This window comes from Gilliamella sp. ESL1225, assembly GCF_058502635.1.
The window spans coordinates 505,444-528,018 of the sequence record NZ_CP196358.1 but is presented as its reverse complement, the minus strand read 5'-3'; the positions used below and the strand labels follow the sequence as shown (position 1 = coordinate 528,018).

18 protein-coding genes are annotated in these 22,575 nt (G+C 36.2%); 13 read left to right on the top strand and 5 right to left on the bottom strand.

The annotated features are described in order from the left end of the window. Window positions 1-4: 4 nt before the first annotated feature. Complete coding sequence (gene gltB, locus ACSYSW_RS02310; RefSeq protein WP_491704889.1) at window positions 5-4,462, bottom strand: glutamate synthase large subunit; 4,458 nt, start codon at window positions 4,460-4,462, stop codon at window positions 5-7. Window positions 4,463-4,800: 338 nt separating this feature from the next. Here gltB and ACSYSW_RS02305 point away from each other — a divergent pair, with 338 nt between their 5' ends. Beyond that, window positions 4,801-5,973: a BaiN/RdsA family NAD(P)/FAD-dependent oxidoreductase gene (locus ACSYSW_RS02305; protein WP_491704890.1), complete on the top strand. Its 1,173-nt coding sequence runs from the start codon at window positions 4,801-4,803 to the stop codon at window positions 5,971-5,973. 43 nt (window positions 5,974-6,016) lie between these two features. Here the strand turns inward: ACSYSW_RS02305 and ACSYSW_RS02300 are convergent, their stop codons facing one another. The 4 genes from ACSYSW_RS02300 to glnA all read right to left on the bottom strand — a co-directional run bounded on the left by ACSYSW_RS02300 (window position 6,017) and on the right by glnA (window position 10,894). Beyond that, window positions 6,017-6,607: a histidine phosphatase family protein gene (locus ACSYSW_RS02300; RefSeq protein WP_491704891.1), complete on the bottom strand. Its 591-nt coding sequence runs from the start codon at window positions 6,605-6,607 to the stop codon at window positions 6,017-6,019. A gap of 36 nt (window positions 6,608-6,643) precedes the next feature. Next, window positions 6,644-8,095 carry a nitrogen regulation protein NR(I) gene (gene glnG / locus ACSYSW_RS02295; protein ID WP_491704892.1) on the bottom strand — a complete coding sequence of 484 codons (1,452 nt, stop codon included), beginning with the start codon at window positions 8,093-8,095 and terminating at the stop codon, window positions 6,644-6,646. An 11-nt stretch (window positions 8,096-8,106) separates the two neighbouring features. Continuing rightward, complete coding sequence (gene glnL, locus ACSYSW_RS02290; protein ID WP_491704893.1) at window positions 8,107-9,153, bottom strand: nitrogen regulation protein NR(II); 1,047 nt, start codon at window positions 9,151-9,153, stop codon at window positions 8,107-8,109. A 331-nt stretch (window positions 9,154-9,484) separates the two neighbouring features. After that, window positions 9,485-10,894 (bottom strand): glutamate--ammonia ligase, encoded by a 1,410-nt coding sequence (gene glnA, locus ACSYSW_RS02285; RefSeq protein WP_491704894.1) that lies wholly within the window; start codon window positions 10,892-10,894, stop codon window positions 9,485-9,487. Between the two features lie 487 nt (window positions 10,895-11,381). On the opposite strand from glnA, the gene ACSYSW_RS02280 reads away from it, so the two are divergent. The 12 genes from ACSYSW_RS02280 (at window position 11,382) to rimM (ending at window position 22,562) form a co-directional block, all read left to right on the top strand. Continuing rightward, window positions 11,382-11,822, top strand: a complete 441-nt coding sequence (locus tag ACSYSW_RS02280; protein ID WP_491704895.1) for a rhodanese-like domain-containing protein — start codon at window positions 11,382-11,384, stop codon at window positions 11,820-11,822. A gap of 24 nt (window positions 11,823-11,846) precedes the next feature. Then, entirely contained in the window at window positions 11,847-12,332 is a 486-nt protein-coding gene (gene secB, locus ACSYSW_RS02275) for a protein-export chaperone SecB (RefSeq protein WP_491704896.1), read from the top strand. Window positions 12,333-12,369: 37 nt separating this feature from the next. Continuing rightward, window positions 12,370-13,392, top strand: coding sequence for an NAD(P)H-dependent glycerol-3-phosphate dehydrogenase (gene gpsA, locus ACSYSW_RS02270; protein WP_491704897.1), 1,023 nt, complete (start codon window positions 12,370-12,372; stop codon window positions 13,390-13,392). A 252-nt stretch (window positions 13,393-13,644) separates the two neighbouring features. Next, window positions 13,645-15,792 (top strand): bifunctional acyl-ACP--phospholipid O-acyltransferase/long-chain-fatty-acid--ACP ligase, encoded by a 2,148-nt coding sequence (gene aas / locus ACSYSW_RS02265; protein ID WP_491704898.1) that lies wholly within the window; start codon window positions 13,645-13,647, stop codon window positions 15,790-15,792. A 62-nt stretch (window positions 15,793-15,854) separates the two neighbouring features. Beyond that, window positions 15,855-17,060 (top strand): lysophospholipid transporter LplT, encoded by a 1,206-nt coding sequence (lplT, locus tag ACSYSW_RS02260; RefSeq protein ID WP_491706115.1) that lies wholly within the window; start codon window positions 15,855-15,857, stop codon window positions 17,058-17,060. After that, a complete protein-coding gene (gene murQ, locus ACSYSW_RS02255; protein WP_491704899.1) occupies window positions 17,038-17,946 on the top strand; it encodes an N-acetylmuramic acid 6-phosphate etherase in 909 nt (302 codons plus the stop codon). Before lplT ends, murQ begins: the two co-directional genes overlap by 23 nt. Window positions 17,947-18,231: 285 nt before the next feature. After that, on the top strand, window positions 18,232-19,221 hold the full coding sequence (locus ACSYSW_RS02250; protein ID WP_491704900.1) for a PTS sugar transporter subunit IIB: 990 nt from the start codon (window positions 18,232-18,234) through the stop codon (window positions 19,219-19,221). Between the two features lie 65 nt (window positions 19,222-19,286). Continuing rightward, window positions 19,287-20,087: a PTS mannose/fructose/sorbose transporter subunit IIC gene (locus ACSYSW_RS02245; RefSeq protein ID WP_491704901.1), complete on the top strand. Its 801-nt coding sequence runs from the start codon at window positions 19,287-19,289 to the stop codon at window positions 20,085-20,087. Window positions 20,088-20,115: 28 nt separating this feature from the next. Beyond that, a complete protein-coding gene (locus tag ACSYSW_RS02240; RefSeq protein WP_491704902.1) occupies window positions 20,116-21,027 on the top strand; it encodes a PTS system mannose/fructose/sorbose family transporter subunit IID in 912 nt (303 codons plus the stop codon). Between the two features lie 155 nt (window positions 21,028-21,182). Continuing rightward, window positions 21,183-21,551 carry a DUF956 family protein gene (locus ACSYSW_RS02235; RefSeq protein WP_491704903.1) on the top strand — a complete coding sequence of 123 codons (369 nt, stop codon included), beginning with the start codon at window positions 21,183-21,185 and terminating at the stop codon, window positions 21,549-21,551. Window positions 21,552-21,762: 211 nt separating this feature from the next. Beyond that, window positions 21,763-22,011 carry a 30S ribosomal protein S16 gene (gene rpsP / locus ACSYSW_RS02230; protein ID WP_491704904.1) on the top strand — a complete coding sequence of 83 codons (249 nt, stop codon included), beginning with the start codon at window positions 21,763-21,765 and terminating at the stop codon, window positions 22,009-22,011. 23 nt (window positions 22,012-22,034) lie between these two features. Further along, window positions 22,035-22,562, top strand: a complete 528-nt coding sequence (gene rimM / locus ACSYSW_RS02225; protein WP_491704905.1) for a ribosome maturation factor RimM — start codon at window positions 22,035-22,037, stop codon at window positions 22,560-22,562. Window positions 22,563-22,575 lie beyond the last annotated feature (13 nt).

Genomic DNA, 22,575 nt, shown 5'->3' with positions numbered 1-22,575 from the left:
CTCCTTATTGAGCTTGAACTCGTAACTCAGCCGAGCTACGACTGCGGTGTCCAAGTAATGATTTGATATCGCTAGATTTTGGTTTAATCAATTTAAATTTAACGGCAAAATCGTCCCAATTCGCTAAAATAGCGTCGGCATAAGAAGAATGAGTTAATTGTGCATGTTCCATAATTAAACCGCGCAAATGTTCTTCATGCAGCGAATGATCAACAACATTGATGATTTCGACTAATTCCGGATTAATGCGTTTAGATAATTCGCCATCTTCATCGAGAAGATAAGCAAATCCGCCCGTCATACCGGCACCAAAATTCACCCCTGTTTTACCAAGTACACAAACTATACCGCCCGTCATATATTCGCAGCCGTTATCACCAATACCTTCAACAACACTAATCGCACCTGAATTACGAACAGCAAATCGTTCACCGGCTTTACCTGCGGCAAAGAGTTTGCCGCCTGTTGCACCATATAAACAAGTATTACCAGCAATGGTTGCGTCATTACTTAAAAAAGAAGAACCAAGTGGTGGTCGAATCACAATTTGCCCACCGGCCATACCTTTACCGACATAATCGTTAGTATCACCTGTTAAGGCAAGATTAATGCCGTTTGCATTCCATACACCAAAGCTTTGCCCTGCTGTGCCATGGAAATTAAGCGTAAGCGGATCGGTTGCCAAACCTTGTTCGCCGTATTTTTTTGCAACATAACCTGAAAGGGATGCCCCAACCGATCGATCGGTATTTTGAATATCAAAAACCCAATTTTTTGATTGACGACGATCAATAAAATCTTTTGCTTGCGTAAGAATTTCGTTATTTAAATCACCTTTATCAAACGGTTTATTATCTTGTGTACAATAAACCAGGTAATTATCTTTCGGCGTTGCTGTGACGAGTAAATCAGCAAGATCAATTTTCTGTTGTTTACTTGTTATGCCATCAAGTTCGAGTAATAGATCCGTCCGACCAATTAAATCGACGATACGGCTAACGCCAAGTTCTGCCATCACTTCGCGTGTATTTTGTGCGATAAACCTAAAATAATTCATGGCTTTCTCTGGCGTACCATGATAATGATTTAATCGTAATTTTTCATCTTGCGTTGCAACGCCAGTCGCACAATTGTTAAGATGGCAAATTCGAAGATATTTACAGCCAAGTGCGACCATTGGTCCTGTGCCAAAACCAAAACTTTCCGCACCTAAAATAGCGGCTTTTACAATATCGATACCGGTTTTTAATCCCCCATCCACTTGTAATCGAATTTTATGGCGCAGCCCATTTGTAACAAGTGCTTGTTGTGTTTCGACTAATCCAAGTTCCCAAGGTGAACCCGCATATTTTACTGAAGTAAGGGGGCTTGCGCCTGTGCCACCATCATAACCTGCAATCGTAATTAAATCGGCATAAGCTTTGGCTACGCCTGTTGCAATTGTTCCAACACCCGGCTCTGAAACTAATTTTACTGAAATCATTGCCCGGGGATTGATTTGTTTGAGATCAAAAATCAATTGTGCTAAATCTTCGATTGAATAAATATCATGATGCGGTGGTGGTGAAATTAAGGTAACACCCGGCACTGAATAACGAAGTTTTGCAATATAAGGTGTGACTTTATCGCCTGGTAATTGGCCGCCTTCACCTGGTTTTGCACCTTGTGCAACTTTTATTTGGATAACATCGGCACTCATTAAATAACTCGGAGTTACCCCAAAGCGCCCCGATGCAACTTGTTTTATGCGCGATACTTTAATGGTGTTATAACGCGCAGGATCTTCTCCGCCTTCTCCAGAGTTTGAAAATCCGCCAAGCGTATTCATAGCGGTTGCAAGTGATTCATGTGCTTCAGGACTTAAGGCGCCAATTGACATAGCAGCTGAGTCGAATCGTTTAAATAATGCCTCTTCGGGTTCGACTTCGTCTAAGGGAATTGCCGCATTTGCTGGTGGATTTAGAGTAAGAAGATCACGTAAGGTTGTAACTGGACGATGATTCACAAAATCAACATAGCGTTTATAATCGTCATAATTACCGCTATTAACTGCTTTTTGTAATGATTGGACAACGTCAGGATTATAGGCATGAAATTCACCGCCTGAAACATATTTTAAAAGACCACCTTGCTCAAGTGGTTTACGTTTTAACCAAGCACGTTTAGATAATTCAAATAAATCATTTGCAAAATCATCAAAATTGGCACCACTAATTCGACTAATAAAGCCTTTAAAACATAAATCCATGACTTCTTTGTGGATCCCAACAGCTTCAAATAATTTGGAACATCGATAAGAAGCGACAGTAGAAATGCCCATTTTGGACATGATTTTATAAAGACCTTTATTGATGCCATTACGATAATTTATCATGACTTCACGATAAGATTTATTAATCGTATGTTCATCGACCATTTGAGCAAGACTCTCGTAGGCAAGATAAGGATAAATCGCGGTTGCCCCAATGCTAATTAACACAGCAAATTGATGTGCATCACGACAGCTTGCTGTTTCAACAATAATATTGGCGTCACAACGCAGATTTTTTTCGACAAGCCTTTGTTGGACGGCACCAACTGCCATAGGTGCAGGAATAGGGAGCCTGTCGGCGGCAATATTTTTATCGGACAAGAGTAATAATACTGTGCCTTGGCGAACAAGGTTTTCAGCATCACCACATAATTGCTCTAAAGCATCACGTAAGCTACCATCGATTTCGTAGGTCATGTCTAAGGTTTCTGACTTATAATAGCGTGATTCTAGTGCGGTTAATTGTTGTAAATCAGAATAAAGAAGAACCGGCGATTTAAATGAAACACGATGCGCTTGCCCTTCGGCTTCGGCAAAGACATTCATTTCACGCCCAATACTGGTTGACAGTGACATAACATGCGCTTCTCGTAAGGGATCGATAGGCGGATTGGTCACCTGAGCAAATTTTTGTCGGAAATAATCATAAATCAAGCGAGGTTTTTCGGATAATACCGCAAAAGGCGTATCATCTCCCATTGATCCGGTCGCTTCTTGTCCGTTATCACCTATCACTCGAATACATTGATCAAGCTCTTCACTTGTGTAGCCAAATTGTTTTTGATAAATTGCTAATGTTTCATTATCAAAATTACGCGATCCAATATTTTCGTCACTCAAATCTTCAAATGGAATCAGGCGTTTTACATTTTTGTTTAGCCATTCTTTGTAAGGATGACGTTTTTGTAAATCATTATCCGTTTCTGATGATTGTAAAATATGTCCTTTTTCAGTATCGATGACTAATAATTGCCCTGGTCCTACTCGTCCTTTATGGACAACTTCATCGGCTTTATAATCCCAGATCCCAACTTCAGAGGCGCAGGTTATTAGTTTATCGGTTGTTATCACATAGCGAGCAGGGCGTAGACCATTACGATCCAGATTACAAGCCGCGTAACGACCGTCTGATAATACGATGCCAGCCGGTCCATCCCAAGGCTCCATATGCATGGAATTAAAATCAAAAAAAGCACGTAAATCATCGCTCATATTAGGATTATTTTGCCATGCAGGCGGCACTAATAAGCGCATTGCACGCGCAATATCCATCCCACCCACTAAAAATAGCTCTAACATATTATCGAGTGAGCTTGAATCCGAACCTGTTTCATTAACAAAAGGCGCTGCTTCTTGTAAATCAGGAATTAAAGGTGTTTTAAATTTGTAAGAGCGTGCACGTGCCCATTGGCGATTACCTTCAATAGTATTTATTTCACCATTATGGGCTAAATGTCTAAATGGTTGAGCTAATTGCCATCTCGGTATGGTATTTGTAGAAAAACGCTGATGAAAGAGGCAGATTGCCGTTTCCATCCGCAAATCGGCTAAATCTAAATAAAAACGGGGTAAGTCTTTGGGCATGCAAAGACCTTTGTAGACAATCACTTGATTTGAAAAGCTACAAACGTAAAAGCTTTTATCTTGAACACGCTTTTCAATGCGACGACGTACCATATATAAACGTCTTTCAAGGTCAATTTTAGTCCAGCCAGCAGGGGCATTAATAAAAACCTGCTCAATTTTCGGTAAAGAAGAAAAGGCGATTTCGCCTAAGACATTGGTATCAATAGGCACATTACGCCAACCAACAATAGATAAGGTTTCGTTTGCAAGTTCTTCTTCAATAATATTGCGGCTCGCTTGCGCTTCTTGTTTATCTTGACTTAAAAAAAGCATGCCAACGGCGTAATTAGCCGCTAAACGCCATCCTGCTTCTTTAGCAACTAATTGAAAAAAACGATCAGGTTTTTGCAATAATAATCCACAGCCATCACCAGTTTTACCATCTGATAGTATTGCACCACGATGTTGCATTCTGGCTAATCCTTGGATAGCTGTGCGCACAACTTTATGGCTAGGTTTACCTTCTATATGCGCGATTAATCCAAATCCACAGTTATCTTTTTCATGATGCTGGTTATATAACATATCATTGCCTCGTTTTTATTGATTTTATTATAATTTATCCGAATTAAGTCTGCTGACTTTAGGTTGAGAAATTAACGATAAAATACTGTTTGGTCAAATAAATTATACTTATATGTCAATCTTTTAATAATTATTATATATCTTATTAGTAAAGCTAATAATGCTATGCTAAATAAAAGCACATGACATTATTTTGTTTTTTTATATGTCTTGTTTCGAACCATAATAAATGGTTAAGCTTTTGCTATAAAAATGATGGATGAAGTAAAATGTATAAATATCGACTAGGCTAAGTCAGAACTGCTATAATTTAATTAGATTAACTTACATATAAAATTATGACTTCACATATTACGATTATTGGCGCTGGGGCAGCAGGATTATTTTGTGCTGCACTGCTTGGGCAAAAAGGTCACTTTGTAACAGTTATTGATAATGGTAAGAAAGCTGGACGTAAAATTTTAATGTCTGGTGGGGGGAAATGTAATTTTACCAATCTTAATATCGAGGCAAAAAATTATTTATCAGAAAACCTTCACTTTTGTAAATCAGCGTTAAAACGATTTACGCAATGGGATTTTATTCACCTTGTTAATCAATATAATATTGCTTACCACGAAAAGAGTGATGGACAGTTATTTTGTGATAATTCAGCAAAAGATATCGTCGATATGCTTATGGCAGAATGCCATAAAGGTCATGTTAAATTTATAATGCAAACCCAATTTAATGACGCAGATTTTTCAAATGAAAAAATAAAGTTATCGACTTCTAGCGGTATTTTTGAAACAGACAAATTAATTATTGCAACAGGTGGGCTGTCAATGCCAGCTTTAGGAATGACCCCCATTGCTTATAAGTTAGCTGAAAAATTGGCTTTGCCTGTCGTGCCTGTTCGTGCAGGGCTTGTTCCTTTCACATTACATAAACCGTTACTTGCTACTTTATCAACACTTGCTGGCATTTCGTTACCTGTTGCGGTAAGTTGTGAAAGAACCACGTTTCAAGGTGATATGCTTTTTACCCATAGGGGGCTTTCGGGCCCTGCAATTTTACAAATATCAAATTATTGGCAAACTGGGCAAGCAATTACGATTAATATGATACCTAACGGTGATTTTGAAGGCTTATTGCAGCAAAATACTCATTTGAGTGTGAAAAATTGTTTAGCACAAATTTTACCTAAACGGCTAATTGATGTTTTAATCCAATTAAATTTAGTGGTTGATAAACCGGTTAAGCAATTGACAAGTAAAGATCAGCAGTCACTATATCAATCACTTACGGCATGGGAAATTATTCCTAATGGGACTGAAGGTTATCGCACAGCCGAGGTAACGCTAGGTGGTATTAGTACACAAGTATTATCCTCGAAAACCATGGCTGTAAAATCACAACCTAACCTTTATTTTATTGGTGAAGTGGTTGATGTTTCAGGTTGGCTTGGTGGTTTTAATTTTCAGTGGGCATGGAGCAGTGCTTTTGCTTGTGCCAGTGAGATAAACGATTAATGGTCGATTACCTCACTTATTTTGTGATGAATTAATTATATGATTACGTTAAATCTTTAACATTAATAAATTCGATAAACTGAAAAGAGTTATCTTTAAAGCTGAAATGCAAAATACAGCAGTTATGAAAGTGTGATATTTTTTTTTGGATTTCAGTATAAGATAACCATTTTTGTAAAAACATATAACAAGATCCTCCATGGCTAACCGCTAACACTCGGTTATGATTAGGTCGATTCATCAGGTTTATGAGTGTTTGGTTCATTCTCTCTTGAACAGTTAAGTCTGATTCACCACCAAATTGTACAAAAAAATCACCATAGGAATGCCTGTCGTTACTAATTTTAGGATTTAATTGCTCACTTTGTCCTTCAAATACCCCAAAATTCCATTCTTTCAGCCCTTTTATGCGTTCATAGGGTTGTTTGGTAATATATTCTAATGTATCGGAGGCACGTTCTTGAGTTGAACTATAGGCATGATCAAAATGTATATTTTGATCTTTAAAATATTGACCGACTTCAATCGCATCATTGATGCCTTGTTCTGTCAGTGGGGAATCACATGCACCTTGGATTCGATGCAGTTGATTAAATAGTGTTTGACTATGGCGCATTAAATAAAGCTCTTGCATGATTAATACTCCTTTTGTTCGGTAAATTGTTATTTTTTACTTTAATTCCTTTAATTTTCTTGTCAACGTATTACGCCCCCAACCTAAGATATTCGCGGCATCTTGCTTATGACCTTGGGTATAATTTAAAGCGCAATCTAATAAAATACGTTCAACTTGATTCACAACATCCGTTAAAATTTCTTTTTTACCGTCGCGTAACGCTTGTTGTGTCCAAAGCGTAAGAGGAGATTGCCAATCATAAGAATCGTTGTTTTTACTTTCGATTTTATCAGCTAAAGTAGATTTATTTTGATTAATTGAACTATTTTTAATATTAGGATAATGATGTGCTTGTAAAAGTTCAGGGGGCAGATCTTGTGCAAGTATTTCTTTACTTGAAGACATTACTGTAACCCAGCGGCAAGTATTTTCGAGTTGACGCACATTACCGGACCAATAACTTTGGCATAAAATATCTAACGCTTCTTGGCTAAATATTTTAGCCTCAATACCTAATTCTTTGGCGCTGGTATGTAAAAAATAATTTGCTAATTGGGGGATATCTTCAGGGCGTTCGCGTAATGGCGGTAATAAAATACGAATAACATTTAAACGATGAAATAAATCTTCTCGGAATTTACCATCTTTAACTCGTGCTTCTAGATCTTGGTGGGTTGCTGCAATGATGCGAACATCGACTTTGACCGGTGCATAACCACCAATACGGTAAAATTGACCATCGGCTAAAACGCGTAATAATCGTGTTTGAACATCGAGCGGCATATCGCCTATTTCATCTAAAAACAGTGTTCCTCCATTGGCTTGTTCAAAACGCCCATGACGGATTTGCGAAGCGCCGGTAAAGGCACCTTTTTCATGTCCAAATAATTCGGCTTCGATTAAATCTTTAGGGATCGCTGCCATATTAAGTGCAATAAAAGGATGAGAAGATCGAGGGCTATGCGTATGTAAGGCATTAGCAACTAATTCTTTACCGGTACCTGATTCACCATTGATTAAAACGCTCATTGAGGATTTAGATAATTTACCGATGATTCTAAATACTTGCTGCATAGCAGGTGCTTCGCCAATCATGCCAGTTGTTGCCGAATTTAATTTTGTTTGATTACCTTTAATTTCTTGACTATGTAAAATAGCGCGTTCAACCAGCTGCACCATTTCGTCAACATCAAAAGGTTTGGGAATATAATCAAAAGCGCCTTTTTGATAAGCATTGACGGCAGCATCCAAATCAGAGTGAGCCGTCATGATAATAACGGGTAAATTAGGCAACTTTTCTTTGATATAGCTTAATAGTGTAAATCCATCAATACCGGGCATTTTAATGTCCGAGATGAGTACGGCTGGTTTTTCAACATAGCTTTCTAATGCCGACATGACATCTTGCCCATTTGAAAAACTGACGCAGGTGAACTTGGCATTGGTTAATGCTTTTTCAAGTACCCAGCGAATAGATGCATCATCATCAACAATCCAAATATGCATTTTATTTTACCTCATTGCCATATTGGCAAATAAATCGAAAATTCTGTATGACCTGGCCAACTATTAAATTCAATTTTGCCATGATGTTTATCAATAATATTTCGAGCGATGGATAATCCTAATCCTGTTCCCCCTTCATAACCGCTGACCATCGGATAAAATAACGTATCTTGTAAATTAACAGGAATACCCGGCCCATTATCTTCAATATCAATGCGTGCACAAAGTCTAAAGCGTTGACCTTGTAAGGTGACTTGAAAAGCAGTGCGTGTTCGAATAGTAATACAGCCATATTGATCGCCAATGGCTTGTAAGGCATTGCGCGTAATATTCAACATAACTTGTTCTAATTGCTCGGAATCGTGTAACAGATCGGGTAGACTCGGATCATAGTCACGAATAATATTGACCGTTTGTGATTTTTCTAAACATAATAATGTATAAATTCGCTCTATCGATTTATGAATATTTTCTACTTTTTGCTGCATTAAATGCTGAGGTCCAAGTAATCTATCAACCAAATTGCGCAATCTATCTGCTTGTTCAATGATAACTTGCGTGTAATCTTGCAATTCATTTTGCGGTAATTGGCGAGCTAAAAGTTGTGCAGCGCCTCGTAAGCCACCTAATGGATTTTTAATTTCGTGGGCTAAGCCTCTCACTAATTCTTGCGCAGCACTTTGCTGCGCTTGTTGCAATTGTTCTTGGCTGAGTCGTTTGTGACTATTTAACGGGGACATTTCAATCAAAATGTGGTTATCAAACATTTGCGCGGTCAATGACAAAATATGCAATTCATCATGAATAACTAAGTTAATTTCATTATCGGTAAAAATTTGATTTTCGCCTAATGCACCTTGCATTAGCGTAAAATCCATTGATGAATAGCTAAATAAATCAATAAGATGCATGCCAATTAATTTTTTTGAACTTTGTGACAATAACTGTTGAGCAGCAGAATTGGCATATAAAATATTAAGATCGTTATCAAGGATAAGAATATTGGTAATAATAGAATCAAGAACAAGATTTGCATTAAATTCATTCGCAAACGTCATGATGGTTCTCCATTCTACCTTTAGAGCAGGTTAATTAATAATCGGTATGGCTTTTAGATACAAACTGAAATCTAAAAATTAAAGGATCCTAAATAAGTTTTATTATCTTATCTCAATAGGTTTGATTTGATAAACAATAAATATTACGACTATTTTAATGATTAAAATAGTCATAATAGGCGATTTACTTTCTTAGTATTTATTGACAATAAAAATGTTTTGTCTCAAAACACGTCTTTTAACAATTGGAATTTATAAATTAAGATTTTTAATTTTCGTTAATTTATAAATCCTTTAAACAGATAAACCATTAAATGTATGAACTATAAATTTATAAACTATAGTATAGCTCGAATTCAACTGGATGCGGAGTCATACGAACACGATCCACTTCTTCTTGTTTTAATTTAAGGTACGCGTCAATAGTATCATCAGTAAATACATTACCACGAGTTAAGAATTCACGATCGGCATCAAGTGCTTTTAATGCTTCTTCTAATGAACCTGCTACTTGTGGAATAAGTTTAGATTCTTCAGGCGGTAGATCATACAGATTTTTATCCATCGCATCACCTGGATGAATTTTATTAATGATGCCATCTAGACCTGCCATTAATTGCGCAGCAAATGATAAGTAAGGGTTACCTGCTGGATCTGGGAATCGAACCTCAATACGACGCGCTTTAGGGCTAGTTACAACAGGAATACGAATAGATGCTGAACGGTTACGTGCTGAATAAGCTAACATAACAGGTGCTTCGTAACCCGGTACAAGACGTTTGTAAGAGTTAGTTGCTGGGTTTGCAAACGCATTAATGGCTTTAGCATGTTTAATAATCCCACCAATATAATAAATTGCCATTTCAGATAAACCAGCATATTTATCACCGGCAAAAAGGTTAACGCCATCTTTAGACAAAGATTGGTGGCAGTGCATACCTGAACCATTATCGCCAAACATTGGTTTTGGCATAAAGGTTGCGGTTTTACCATAAGCATCGGCAACATTTTGCACGACATATTTATAAATTTGAACTTCGTCTGCTTTTTTAGTTAATGTATTAAAACGACATGCAATTTCGTTTTGACCCGCTGTTGCAACTTCATGATGATGAGCTTCAACAACTAATCCTAATTGTTCCATGATTAAACACATTTCTGAACGAATATTTTGTGAAGAATCCACCGGAGGTAAAGGGAAATAACCGCCTTTTACAGCTGGGCGATGACCTTTATTACCATTTTCATATTTAGTGCCTGAGTTCCAAGCTGCTTCAATATCATCAATATGAACATAACTTCCTGACATAGGTGTACCAAAACGCACATCTTCAAATAAAAAGAATTCTGGCTCTGGTCCAAAAATAACCGTATCGGCAATACCTGTTGATTTTAAATATTCTTCGGCACGTTTAGCAATTGAACGTGGGTCACGATCATACCCTTGTAATGTGGCTGGCTCTAAAACATCGCAACGCAAAACTAACGTTGAATCTTCATAAAAAGGATCGATGATAGCCGTTGTTGCATCTGGCATTAATACCATGTCTGATTCATTGATGCCTTTCCAACCAGCTATCGATGAGCCATCAAACATTTTTCCATCTTCAAAGAAATCTGCATCGATTTGGCTGACAGGAATTGTCACGTGTTGTTCTTTACCTTTTGTATCAGTAAAACGTAAATCAACAAATTTAACATCATTTTCTTTTATTAATGTAAGGACTTTTTGTGTAGACATGAATATTCTCCATTTAGGGACAACAATTAATCATATAATTATAATAGATGACTATTTTCCAATATCAACCATTATGTACTTTGTATATATTATTTAATAAATCTACTATGCAAATAAAATGCCAATTTTTATTTATTAAAAAAATTCGTGTTAATTACTGATGAGCTAAGATTATTTTTTTTCTTAGTTGTAATACTCTTTAAAAAGAAAAATTAAATTGCACCAATTTGACGCTAAGAAAATTATTAAACTGCACTAAAAAAATGCAAAACAGTCTTTTTCACAGAGCAATTCCTTTTTTATATAGGATTATGATATTGATATAGCTTAAACCGAAAAAAAATGTAGGTTTATGCCATTTTAACGTTCAATGTTATTATCATCGTAATCCTAACAAAATACGAAGAATTAGAGATTGGTACTATATTTCATCGTTTAATATCGTTATAATCTGCGCTTAATCTGAAATTTAGGTATTTAGAACGATATGGATTTTATTACGCTCGAAATTTTACCCTTTATAAAAAATCATTTGATATTATCCTTGGCTTGGATTGTTTTGCTTGTGGTTATTATTGTTTTAACCGTCAAAACACGATTCTCAAAAGTGCAAATCATTACTAATGCGCAAGCCATTAATCTGATTAATAAAAATGATGCTGTTATTGTTGATCTTCGTTCCGCGGATAATTTCAAAAAAGGTCATCTTACTGAAGCCATTAATATTTTACCGATCGATATTAATAACGGTAGTATTAAATTAATTGAAAAATATAAACAAAATCCAATTATTGTGATCGACGATAATGGTCTTACTGCCAATAAACCAGCTGAGAACCTTGTTACTCAAGGCTTTACAACTGTTTATGTACTTAAAGATGGCATTGCTGGCTGGAATGGTGAAAATTTACCATTAGTTCGGAAATAATATAATCAACAAGAAGGTTTAATCATGACAGAACAAAATAATATTGCTCAACCTGAAACATCATTTTCTATTCAACGTATTTATATTAAAGATGTTTCTTTTGAAACGCCTAACGTTCCGCATATATTTACTAAAGAATGGAAACCTGAAGTTAATATTGAAATGAATTCATCTTCTCAAGGATTAGAAAACAATCTTTATGAAGTGGCATTACGAGTGACATTAACGGTTAAATCTCAAGATGAAGTCGCTTATATTTGTGAAGTGACGCAAGCAGGGATTTTTGCTATGGTTGGATTTAATGAAAGCCAATTACAACATTGCGTTGCCTCTTATTGCCCAAATATTTTATTCCCTTATGCCCGTGAAGCCATTGCAAGCTTAATTAATAAAGGGACTTTCCAACCCATTAATTTAGAACCTGTCAATTTTGATGCTTTTTATATGAATTATCTTCAGCAACAACAGCAGCAGCAACAAGAAACTGCCCCAGCTGATACATTACAATAATCTTCATTGTTTTTTTGCAACGGATATTAATTAATTCATGACGAAAAAAAATGCAGCTGTAACCGTTCTTGGTGCCGGATCTTACGGCACCTCGCTTGCCATTTTATTAGCGCGTAATGGACATGAAACGCTCTTATGGGGTCATAATGTTGATACCATGACAAAGCTAAAACAAGATGGACAAAATCAACAATTTCTTCCTGATATTTCTTTTCCAGAACAATTACATATCGAATTAGACTTACAAATGGCAGTACAGAGCACGTCTATTTTGTTAATTGTCGTGCCCAGCCATGCTTTTGGCGATATCTTAAAACAGATAAAACCTTTTTTACGACAAGATTCTAAAATCGTTTGGGCAACAAAAGGGTTAGAAGTTAATACTGGTCGTTTATTACAAGATGTAGCAACTGAGATTTTAGGGGATAACATGCCACTTGCTGTTATTTCAGGTCCAACTTTTGCTAAAGAAGTCGCATCAGGATTGCCTACCGCTGTGACCGTTGCTTCAAGTGATAATGAATTTTTACAAGAATTACAAAATCTATTTCATTGCAGTAAAAGTTTCCGTGTTTACAGTAGTCATGACTTTGTTGGTGTGCAATTAGGTGGTGCAATTAAAAATGTTATTGCGATAGGTGCTGGCTTATCTGATGGCTTAGGTTTTGGCGCTAATGCCAGAACAGCATTAATTACCCGTGGCCTAGCGGAAATGATGCGCTTAGGTGCTGTAATGGGTGCCGATCCAGCCACTTTTATGGGAATGGCGGGATTAGGTGATTTAGTTCTAACATGCACCGATAATCAATCACGAAATCGTCGTTTTGGCATATTATTAGGTCAAAATAAATCTATTGATGATGCACAAAACATCATTGGTCAAGTTGTTGAAGGACGCCGCAATACAAAAGAAGTGTGGCTCTTGGCTCAAAAACATCAAGTAGATATGCCAATTATTGAACAAATCTACCAAGTCCTTTATGAAAATAAAGATCCTAAATTAGCCGCTATGGCACTATTAGGTCGTTCACAAAAACATGAACTTAAAAGCGATAATTAATCGCATTTTGTGCTGTCATATATTGTTATTTATAACACGTTTTAAAAACAATGCTATTTGTTATGTTCTAGTTAACTTATTTCTTAGTTAAAAGTAATGGGAGTATTGATTCAATATACAAAACAATCATTAATCGCATAGTTTATGCGCAATGCGGCTAAATATTTATCAATCTTGCTATAAAATGATTGTATAAATTAGATAATATTTTTATGATGACCGAATGCATTTAGCATAAGGATCAGAAAATATATGATATTCAAATTATTAAAATTTATTCTAAAATTATTATTTCAAGTAAATGTTCGTGGCAATCTGAACAATCTTAAACAAGAAAAACTTCTTATCACGCCTAATCATGTTTCTTTTTTAGATGGTATTTTGATTGGTGTATTTTTACCCATCAAACCCGTTTTTGCTATTTATGCCGGCTATTATAATCATTGGATTGTGCGTTTAGCACGTCGTTATGTTGATTTTGTGCCAATGGAGCCAACGAGTCCGATGGCGATTAAGCGGTTAGTACGAGAGATTGAAAAAGGTCGATCAATTGTTATTTTTCCTGAAGGACGAATTACAACAACCGGCTCACTGATGAAAATTTATGATGGCGCCGCTTTTGTTGCCGCGCGATCAAAAGCAACTATCGTTCCGATTTGGATCGAAGGCGCTGAGTTTACTTTAACGAGCCGCTTAAAAGGACTTTTTAGACGTCGATTATTTCCAAAAATAACGATAAATGTCTTAGAGCCAACAAATATTCCAATGCCAAATGCGCCAAAAGCAAGTGAAAGACGTTATATTGCTGGTGAAAAACTTCATCAAATTATGATGGAAGCACGTATGGCAAGTCGTCCTAATCTATCATTATTTGAGGCATTATTAGAGGCACAAATTCGTTATGGGGTTAAAACACGCATGGTGCAAGACCCAACAAGTCACGAAGCATCTTACCGAAATCTTGTTAAACAAATTATCGGATTAAGCTGCATAGTTAATAAATTTACAGAAACGAAAGAACGTGTTGGTGTTCTCTTACCGAATGCAACGATTACAGTTGCAACTATTTTTGGTTTATCTGTTAAAAATCGCATTCCAGCTATGTTAAATTACACAGCTGGCGTTAAAAGCTTAAAATGCGCTATCAAAGCCGCTGAAATTAAAACGATTATTACCTCACGCAAATTTATCGTTAAAGGTAATTTAGAAAATTTAGTTGATGAACTTAAAGAAGTTAAATGGTATTTTCTTGAAGATCTACGTAATACGCTAACGTTTATGGATAAATTATATATTGTTTTAGGGCAATTTATTCCAAGAATGGTTAAGTGTCATCAATCAAGTGATGAAGAGGCGTTAGTCTTATTTACATCAGGATCTGAAGGTGATCCGAAAGGTGTTGTGCATAGTCATAGCAGTCTTATTGCCAATGTTGAACAAATTAGAACGGTAATTGATCCAACGCCAGCGGATAGATTTATGTCAGCTTTACCTTTATTCCATGCTTTTGGTATTACAGCAGGTTTATTTTTACCGCTATTTTCTGGCAGTCGAACATTTTTATATCCAAATCCACTGCATTATCGCTTGGTACCTGAAATTATTTATGACCAAAACTGCACGATATTATTCGGTACGCCAACTTTTTTAGCTAATTACGCCCGCTATGCTCATCCATATGATTTTATGAGATTACGTTATGTTGTTGCCGGTGCTGAAAAATTACCTGAATCGACCAGTAATTTATGGCGTAATAAATATGGTATACGTATTTTAGAAGGTTATGGCGTAACAGAATGTGGTCCAGTTATCGCACTAAATGTGCCTATGGCATTTAAAAAAGGAACGGTTGGGCGATTATTACCAGGAATGCAAGCACGTCTAATGCCTGTACCGGGTATTACAGAAGGTGGAAATTTGCAGGTCAAAGGTCCGAATGTTATGAAGGGCTATTTGCGGGTTGAAAATCCAGGAAAATTAGAAAAACCAGCGGCAATTAATGCACAGGGTGTACTTGAAGACAAGTGGTATGATACCGGGGATATCGTTGATATTGATAATGAAGATTTCATCAGTATTAAAGGCCGCTTAAAGCGTTTTGCTAAAATTGGTGGTGAAATGGTATCACTAGAAAATGTTGAAGCCCTCGGTAAAAAAGTTGATCCTGATGCTATTTATGGTGCAACTGTTAAAAGTGATGCAGCAAAAGGGGAAGCCATTGTTTTATTTACAACATCCAATAAATTAGGTCGTGAACAGCTTAATCAAGCCGCTCAAGAATTAGGTATTCCGACATTAGCGATTCCGCGTGATATTCGAATTGTGACTGAGCTCCCATTGTTAGGAACAGGTAAGATTGATTTTGTCACATTACGTAAAATGGCTGATGATGTCGCATAATTATAATAATTGATAAAGGATATAATAAAATGGTGATTAATCAATCAAACCACGATCATTTAATGCATGATGACATACCTAATCATTTATTTAATAAAGGGTTTGTTGCTATTCTCTTTGCTCAATTTTTTTCGGCATTTGGTGATAATGCGATTTTATTTGCCATTATCGCCTTTATTAAAAATCTTCATTACCCAGAATGGAGTCACTCAGCATTACAAATAGGCTTTGTCATTCCATTTATTTTACTTTCACCTTTTGTTGGGCAATTTGCAGATAGTTTATCGAAAGGCAAAGTGTTAATGATCGCTAACAGCTTAAAATTACTTGGTGCTGCAAGCATCTGTATCAATATTAATCCCTTTATTGGTTATGCTATTGTTGGTATTGGTGCTGCTTTTTATTCTCCTGCCAAATACGGAATTTTAAGTCAATTAGCTTCTGGAAAAAATTTAGTTAAAGCAAATGGATTAATAGAAGCATCGACAATTTTAGCCATTTTACTCGGTGCATTAGTTGGCGGCTATTTGGCAGACCATAATATCGAATTGGCATTTTGGAGTTGTTTTGCTATGTTTTGCCTTGCTATTGTCGCTAACTTGTTTATCCCTAGATTACCTGTAGTTAGATTCAAAAAAAAATGGCAGTTTCTTACTATCATTAAAGATTTTTTTCGTACTATAAAATTATTGTTTAGCAATAAAGAGGCGCGCTTTGTATTATATGGTACTAGCCTTTTTTGGGGAGCGGGTATTACCTTAAGATTTTTATTAATCAGTTGGATTCCGATCGTTTTTAATATTGATGATAATACGATGCCGAGTTACTTTTATGCTTATACGTCAATCGGTATTATAATTGGCGCCGGGCTTGCTAGTATATTTGTCCCGATGAATAAAACTTTACGTTGTATTCCTGCTGGTATTTTAATGGGATGTGCAATTATTGTTTTTACCGTTCAAGCTAATATGCTCTTATCTTATGGATTATTAATTTTGATTGGTGCCTTAGGAGGGTATTTTCTTGTTCCCCTAAATGCTTTAATTCAGAAAATAGGTAAAGAATTAATTGGTGCAGGGAGTGTTATTGCCGTACAGAATTTAAGTGAGTATTCGGCGATGTTGATTATGCTAGCACTTTATTCAGCTGCGGTCGCTCTTAATATCTCTATTATTCATATTGGGGTTGGTTTTGGCGTATTATTTGCAATGATTATTTCTCTCTTATGGCTAGGTTTAAAAAAACATGTCTCACAAAACAAATATTGATAATTTACTGACTGAAAGTCGTAATGATCATAGTCTAAATATAGATACCTGTTCCACCTTAGACATATTGAAAATTATTAATCAAGAAGATAAAACTGTTGCTTATGCGGTTGAAAAAGAATTACCTCATATTACAAAAGCTGTTGATAAAATCAGCCAAGCTTTTCTTAATCAAGGTCGTTTAATTTACCTAGGTGCGGGTACTTCGGGGCGCTTAGGTATTTTAGATGCTAGCGAATGCCCACCAACCTATGGAACAGATCCACAACAAGTCATTGGACTCATTGCAGGCGGTAAATCGGCTATGTTTCATGCTGTTGAAAATGCCGAAGATGATACTAACCTTGCTGTAAAGGATTTATCTGAAATACAGTTTAATGCACAAGATATATTAGTCGGCGTTGCAGCAAGTGGACGCACGCCTTATGTATTAGGTGGTATGCAATATGCCAAGTCAATCGGAGCAACCGTCATTAGCCTTTGTTGCAATCCTTCTGCACCGATGCTTGATTTAGCAGATATTACCATCACGCCATTAGTTGGTGCTGAAGTGATAAGTGGTTCTTCTAGAATGAAAGCTGGAACAGCACAAAAATTAGTTCTAAATATGTTATCAACGGCTAGCATGATAAAAATTGGCAAAGTTTATGGCAATTTAATGGTAGATGTCATCGCAACAAATGCCAAATTGGTGGAGCGGCAAATCACGATTGTGATGCAAGCAACATCTTGCGAAAGGGCTACTGCAATTAACGCATTAAGTGCGTGTAATAAACATTGTAAGACAGCGATTTTAATGATTTTAGCTAATCTTGATGCGCAAAAAGCGCAACAGTTATTACAGCAAAAAAAGGGAATGTTACGACAAGCGCTCCCTCCGATATAAAAATAAAAGTATCTTGACTGTTGTTAGATTACTGTTCAATATATTTATTGATTTTCAAATGGTAAATAAATTTAATTAATTCAATGTGATAGGTAAATTTTCGCCATTTTTATTTACCCATATTATTCAAATTTATGACATCGTTTTTTTACCAAAGATAAAATTTTTATCATTAGCCTATTTGTTTAAAATGTGACTTTGATAAAATTTTTCTTTATTTGTTAGATCTAAAATAATTTATTATTTTAAATTTATGCAATTGAAAAATAAAAATAAGGGGCAGGTATGGTAGGCATTATTCTTGCAACTCATGGTGAATTTGCAACAGGTATTTTAGAGTCCGCCACCATGATTTTTGGGCAACAAGACAATATTCAAACAGTTACATTACATCCAAGTGATAGTCCTGAAACCTTTAATCAGCGCATTCTTAACGCCATTGAGAAACTCGAAAATCAAGATGACGTTTTATTCTTAGTTGATTTGTGGGGAGGAACGCCTTTTAATCAAGCTAATCGTTTATGTCAACAAAAAGGGCCTAAATGGTGTATTGTTGCCGGTTTAAATTTATCTATGCTTATTGAAGCTTTTTCTGCACGTTTATCTATGTCTAGTGCGCAAGAGATTGCGTTAAGCCTAATAAGTGTTGCACAAGAGAGCATACGTACAACAGCGACTTTAACGAATTCTAAAACACCTTCTTTATCACCTTCATCTATTATACAGCAAACATCATCACCAAAAATTAATAATAATGGTAATGGTAAAATTCAAATTGTATTAGCACGAATAGATTCTCGATTATTACATGGACAAGTTGCTACATCATGGACTCAAACAACGCGCCCAGATCGCATTATTGTCGTTTCAGATGCCGTTGCAAAAGATGATTTACGAAAAAAATTAATCACCGAAGCCGCACCGCCAAATGTTAAAGCCAATGTTGTCCCTATAAGTAAAATGATTGAGGTAGCTAATGATCCTCGTTTTGCTAATACTAAAGCGCTTTTACTGTTCGAAAATCCACAAGATGTATTACGTGCCATTAATGGCGGGGTGGATATTTCTGAAGTGAATGTGGGTTCGATGGCGCATTCAGTGGGTAAAGTGCTTGTAAATAAGGTGTTATCGATGGATCAAAACGATGTCGATACCTTTCAAAAATTAATCGATAAAAACGTTAAATTTGATATTCGCAAAGTTCCCAATGATTCAAGTGACAATATGGATGAATTATTGAAAAAAGCACGTGAAGAATTAGCACCAAAAAATTGAATTCATTAAATCAAAATGATGATGAAAATTTGCATTAAATAAATTATTTATTGAGGAGTTAGCCAATGACATTATCGATTTTTGCGATTGTTTTAGTCATTATTGTTGCTTTCTTAGCCGGTATAGAAGGCATTTTAGATCAATTTCAATTTCATCAGCCTCTGGTTGCTTGTTCATTAATTGGACTTGTCACGGGTAATTTAGAAGCCGGTGTCTATTTAGGTGGATCACTGCAAATGATAGCTCTTGGATGGGCAAATATAGGCGCTGCTGTTGCACCGGATGCCGCGCTTGCTGCAGTTGCCTCATCTATCATTATGGTGTTAGGTGGGCAAGGTATATCAAGTGTTCCAACTGCAATAGCTGTTGCAATACCGCTTGCGGTAGCTGGATTATTTTTAACAATGATTGTGCGTACTGTTGCGGTGCCGATTGTTCATTTAATGGATGCGGCTGCGAAAAAAGGCAATATCCGTAAAATTGAAAGGTTACAGCTATTAGGTCTTTGCTTACAAGGATTACGAATTGCAATACCTGCTGCAGCTTTACTTTTTATTCCTGCTGAAACGGTTAAAAATGCTTTAAATGCTATGCCAGAATGGCTAACGACAGGGATGGCAATTGGTGGAGGAATGGTTGTTGCCGTTGGTTATGCGATGGTCATCAATATGATGGCAAATCAAGAAGTATGGCCTTTTTTCATTATTGGTTTTGTTGTTGCTGCGATTTCACAGCTAACATTAATTGCACTTGGCGCATTGGGTATTGCTTTAGCACTAATTTATTTAAATTTAAGTGATCGTGGTAATTCATCCAATGATAATAATCATGGGGATCCCCTTGATGATATTTTAAATGATTATTAAAAAGATGGATAAAAAGAGGGACAGCAACATGACAGATAGAATTTCGTTAACAAAAAAAGAACGTCTTAATATTGTATGGCGAACAACCTTTTTGCAAGGGACATGGAATTACGAACGTATGCAAAATGGCGGTTGGGTTTATGCCATGATTCCTGCGATTAAAAAATTATATCCCAATACTGAAGATCGCGCCTCGGCATTAAAACGCCATCTTGAATTTTTTAATACTCATCCTTACTTAGCATCACCCATTGTTGGTGTAACTTTGGCGCTAGAAGAAGAAAGAGCCAACGGGGCGCCTGTCGATGATGTTGCTATTCAAGGCGTTAAAGTGGGAATGATGGGACCTTTAGCCGGTGTTGGTGATCCTGTTTTCTGGTTTACCTTGCGACCTATGCTTGGCGCACTCGGCGCATCTCTTGCATTAAATCATAATGTAATTGGTCCTATCTTATTCTTTTTATTGTGGAATATCTTTCGTATTGGTTTTATGTGGTATACCCAAGAATTTGGCTATCGTACCGGCTCGAAAATTACTGATAATCTCTCTGGTGGTTTATTACAAAAAATCACGAAGGGTGCTTCAATTTTAGGGATGTTTGTCCTTGCGGCACTTGTTGAAAGATGGGTCTCTATTAAATTTCAACCGATAGTTTCGACTGTTAAACTTGATAATGGTGCCTTTATTGATTGGAATAGCCTTCCTGCTGGTACAACAGGCATACAACAAGCCCTAATACAATCGCAGCAAGGATTATCACTTACGCAAGAAAAAGTAACAAGCTTACAAGATAACCTTGATCAATTGATTCCAGGTCTTGTGCCATTGCTACTCACTTTCTTTTGTATGTGGCTTTTAAAGAAAAAAGTCTCACCAATTATCATTATTCTCGGCTTATTTATTGTCGGCATTGTTGGACATGTCATCGGTCTTCTTTAATCTCATCGTAAAGCCACGCTTTTTAGCCTTAAAGATGTGGCTTTACGGAATTTATTAAAAATAAAACTAAATCGACTTATTTAGACAAGGTTATATAAATATTTAAAAAAATACTTTATTAAAACTGATCTAGGATTGATATATGGAAGGGCTTTATGCTGCAATCATTAAATAATAAAATTGACTATACCACTAAGGCTACCGCTTTTACCCCATTAAGTGAATATGGCGATATTATAATTGGTAATCAAGCTTTTGAGTTTTATCATCATCGTGATGCCCGAAAATACGTACAAATTCCATGGACTGAAATCGAACATGTAACAGCGGTAGTCCTGTTTAAGGGTAAATGGATCCCCCGTTTTTCAATTCATACTAAACAAAATGGCACCTTTACTTTTGCTTCAAAAAAACCGAAAAAAGCGCTCAAAGCGATTCGTGTTTATTTAGATGGTAGTAAAATGTCACGCTCGTTAGGTTTTTTTTCTGTTTTAAAACGTGCTTTCATTAAAAAGAAAAATTAAAAAGAAAATTATTCTGCAATCTTTCTATTTTATCCTGAATATTGATTTAACAGCTTTATATATATTGGCTAAGTCAAGTAAATAGAGGTAAAAACCGTAATAAGCCTTTAATCAGTCATTGCACTTTTTGCTAAAAAGAGTATAATTTCGAGGCTTTTATCTTGTCCATGTTGGGCAAAAGGAAGTTTATTTTTTAATTTAAGAGGATGTTATGGTAACTATTCGTTTAGCGCGTGGCGGTTCTAAAAAACGCCCATTTTATCAAGTAGTTGTCACTGATAGCCGTAGTCCACGTGATGGTCGTTTTATTGAACGCGTTGGTTTTTTTAATCCAATTGCGCAAGGTAATGCAGAAGAATTACGTTTAGATCTTGATCGCGTAAATCACTGGTTAGGCTTAGGTGCAACCGTTTCAGATCGTGTTAACTCACTGATCAAACAAGCCCGTAAAGCAGCTTAATTTAATCAAAAAATACTGTAAATATGAATACTGACAATCTTATTGTGGTAGGTAAACTAGGATCTAGCTACGGCATTCGTGGATGGCTCAGGGTTTTTTCGTTTACAGAAATTCCAGAGAGCATTTTTGATTATTCACCTTGGTATATTCAGCGTGCTGGAAAATGGCAAGAAATAATCGTCGAAACGTTTAAACCTCATAATCAAGATATGATTGTAAAACTCAACGGCATTGATGATCGCGATGAGGCTAATAGCTTAACGAATTTTGAAATTTACGTTAACGCAAATGCTTTACCTGATTTAAATGACGGGGATTTTTACTGGAAAGATCTGATCGGTTGCCGTGTAAAAACAGTAAACGGTTATGATTTAGGGCAAGTGACCGATTTAATGGAAACGGGCTCAAATGATGTCTTAGTGGTCAAAGCGAATTTAAAAGATGCATTTGGTGCAACAGAACGTTTAATACCGTTTATTGAAGGGCAATTTATTAAAAAAGTTGACCTAGATACTAAAATGATCGAAGTCGATTGGGATCCTGCTTTTTAATTGTAAGGATAGA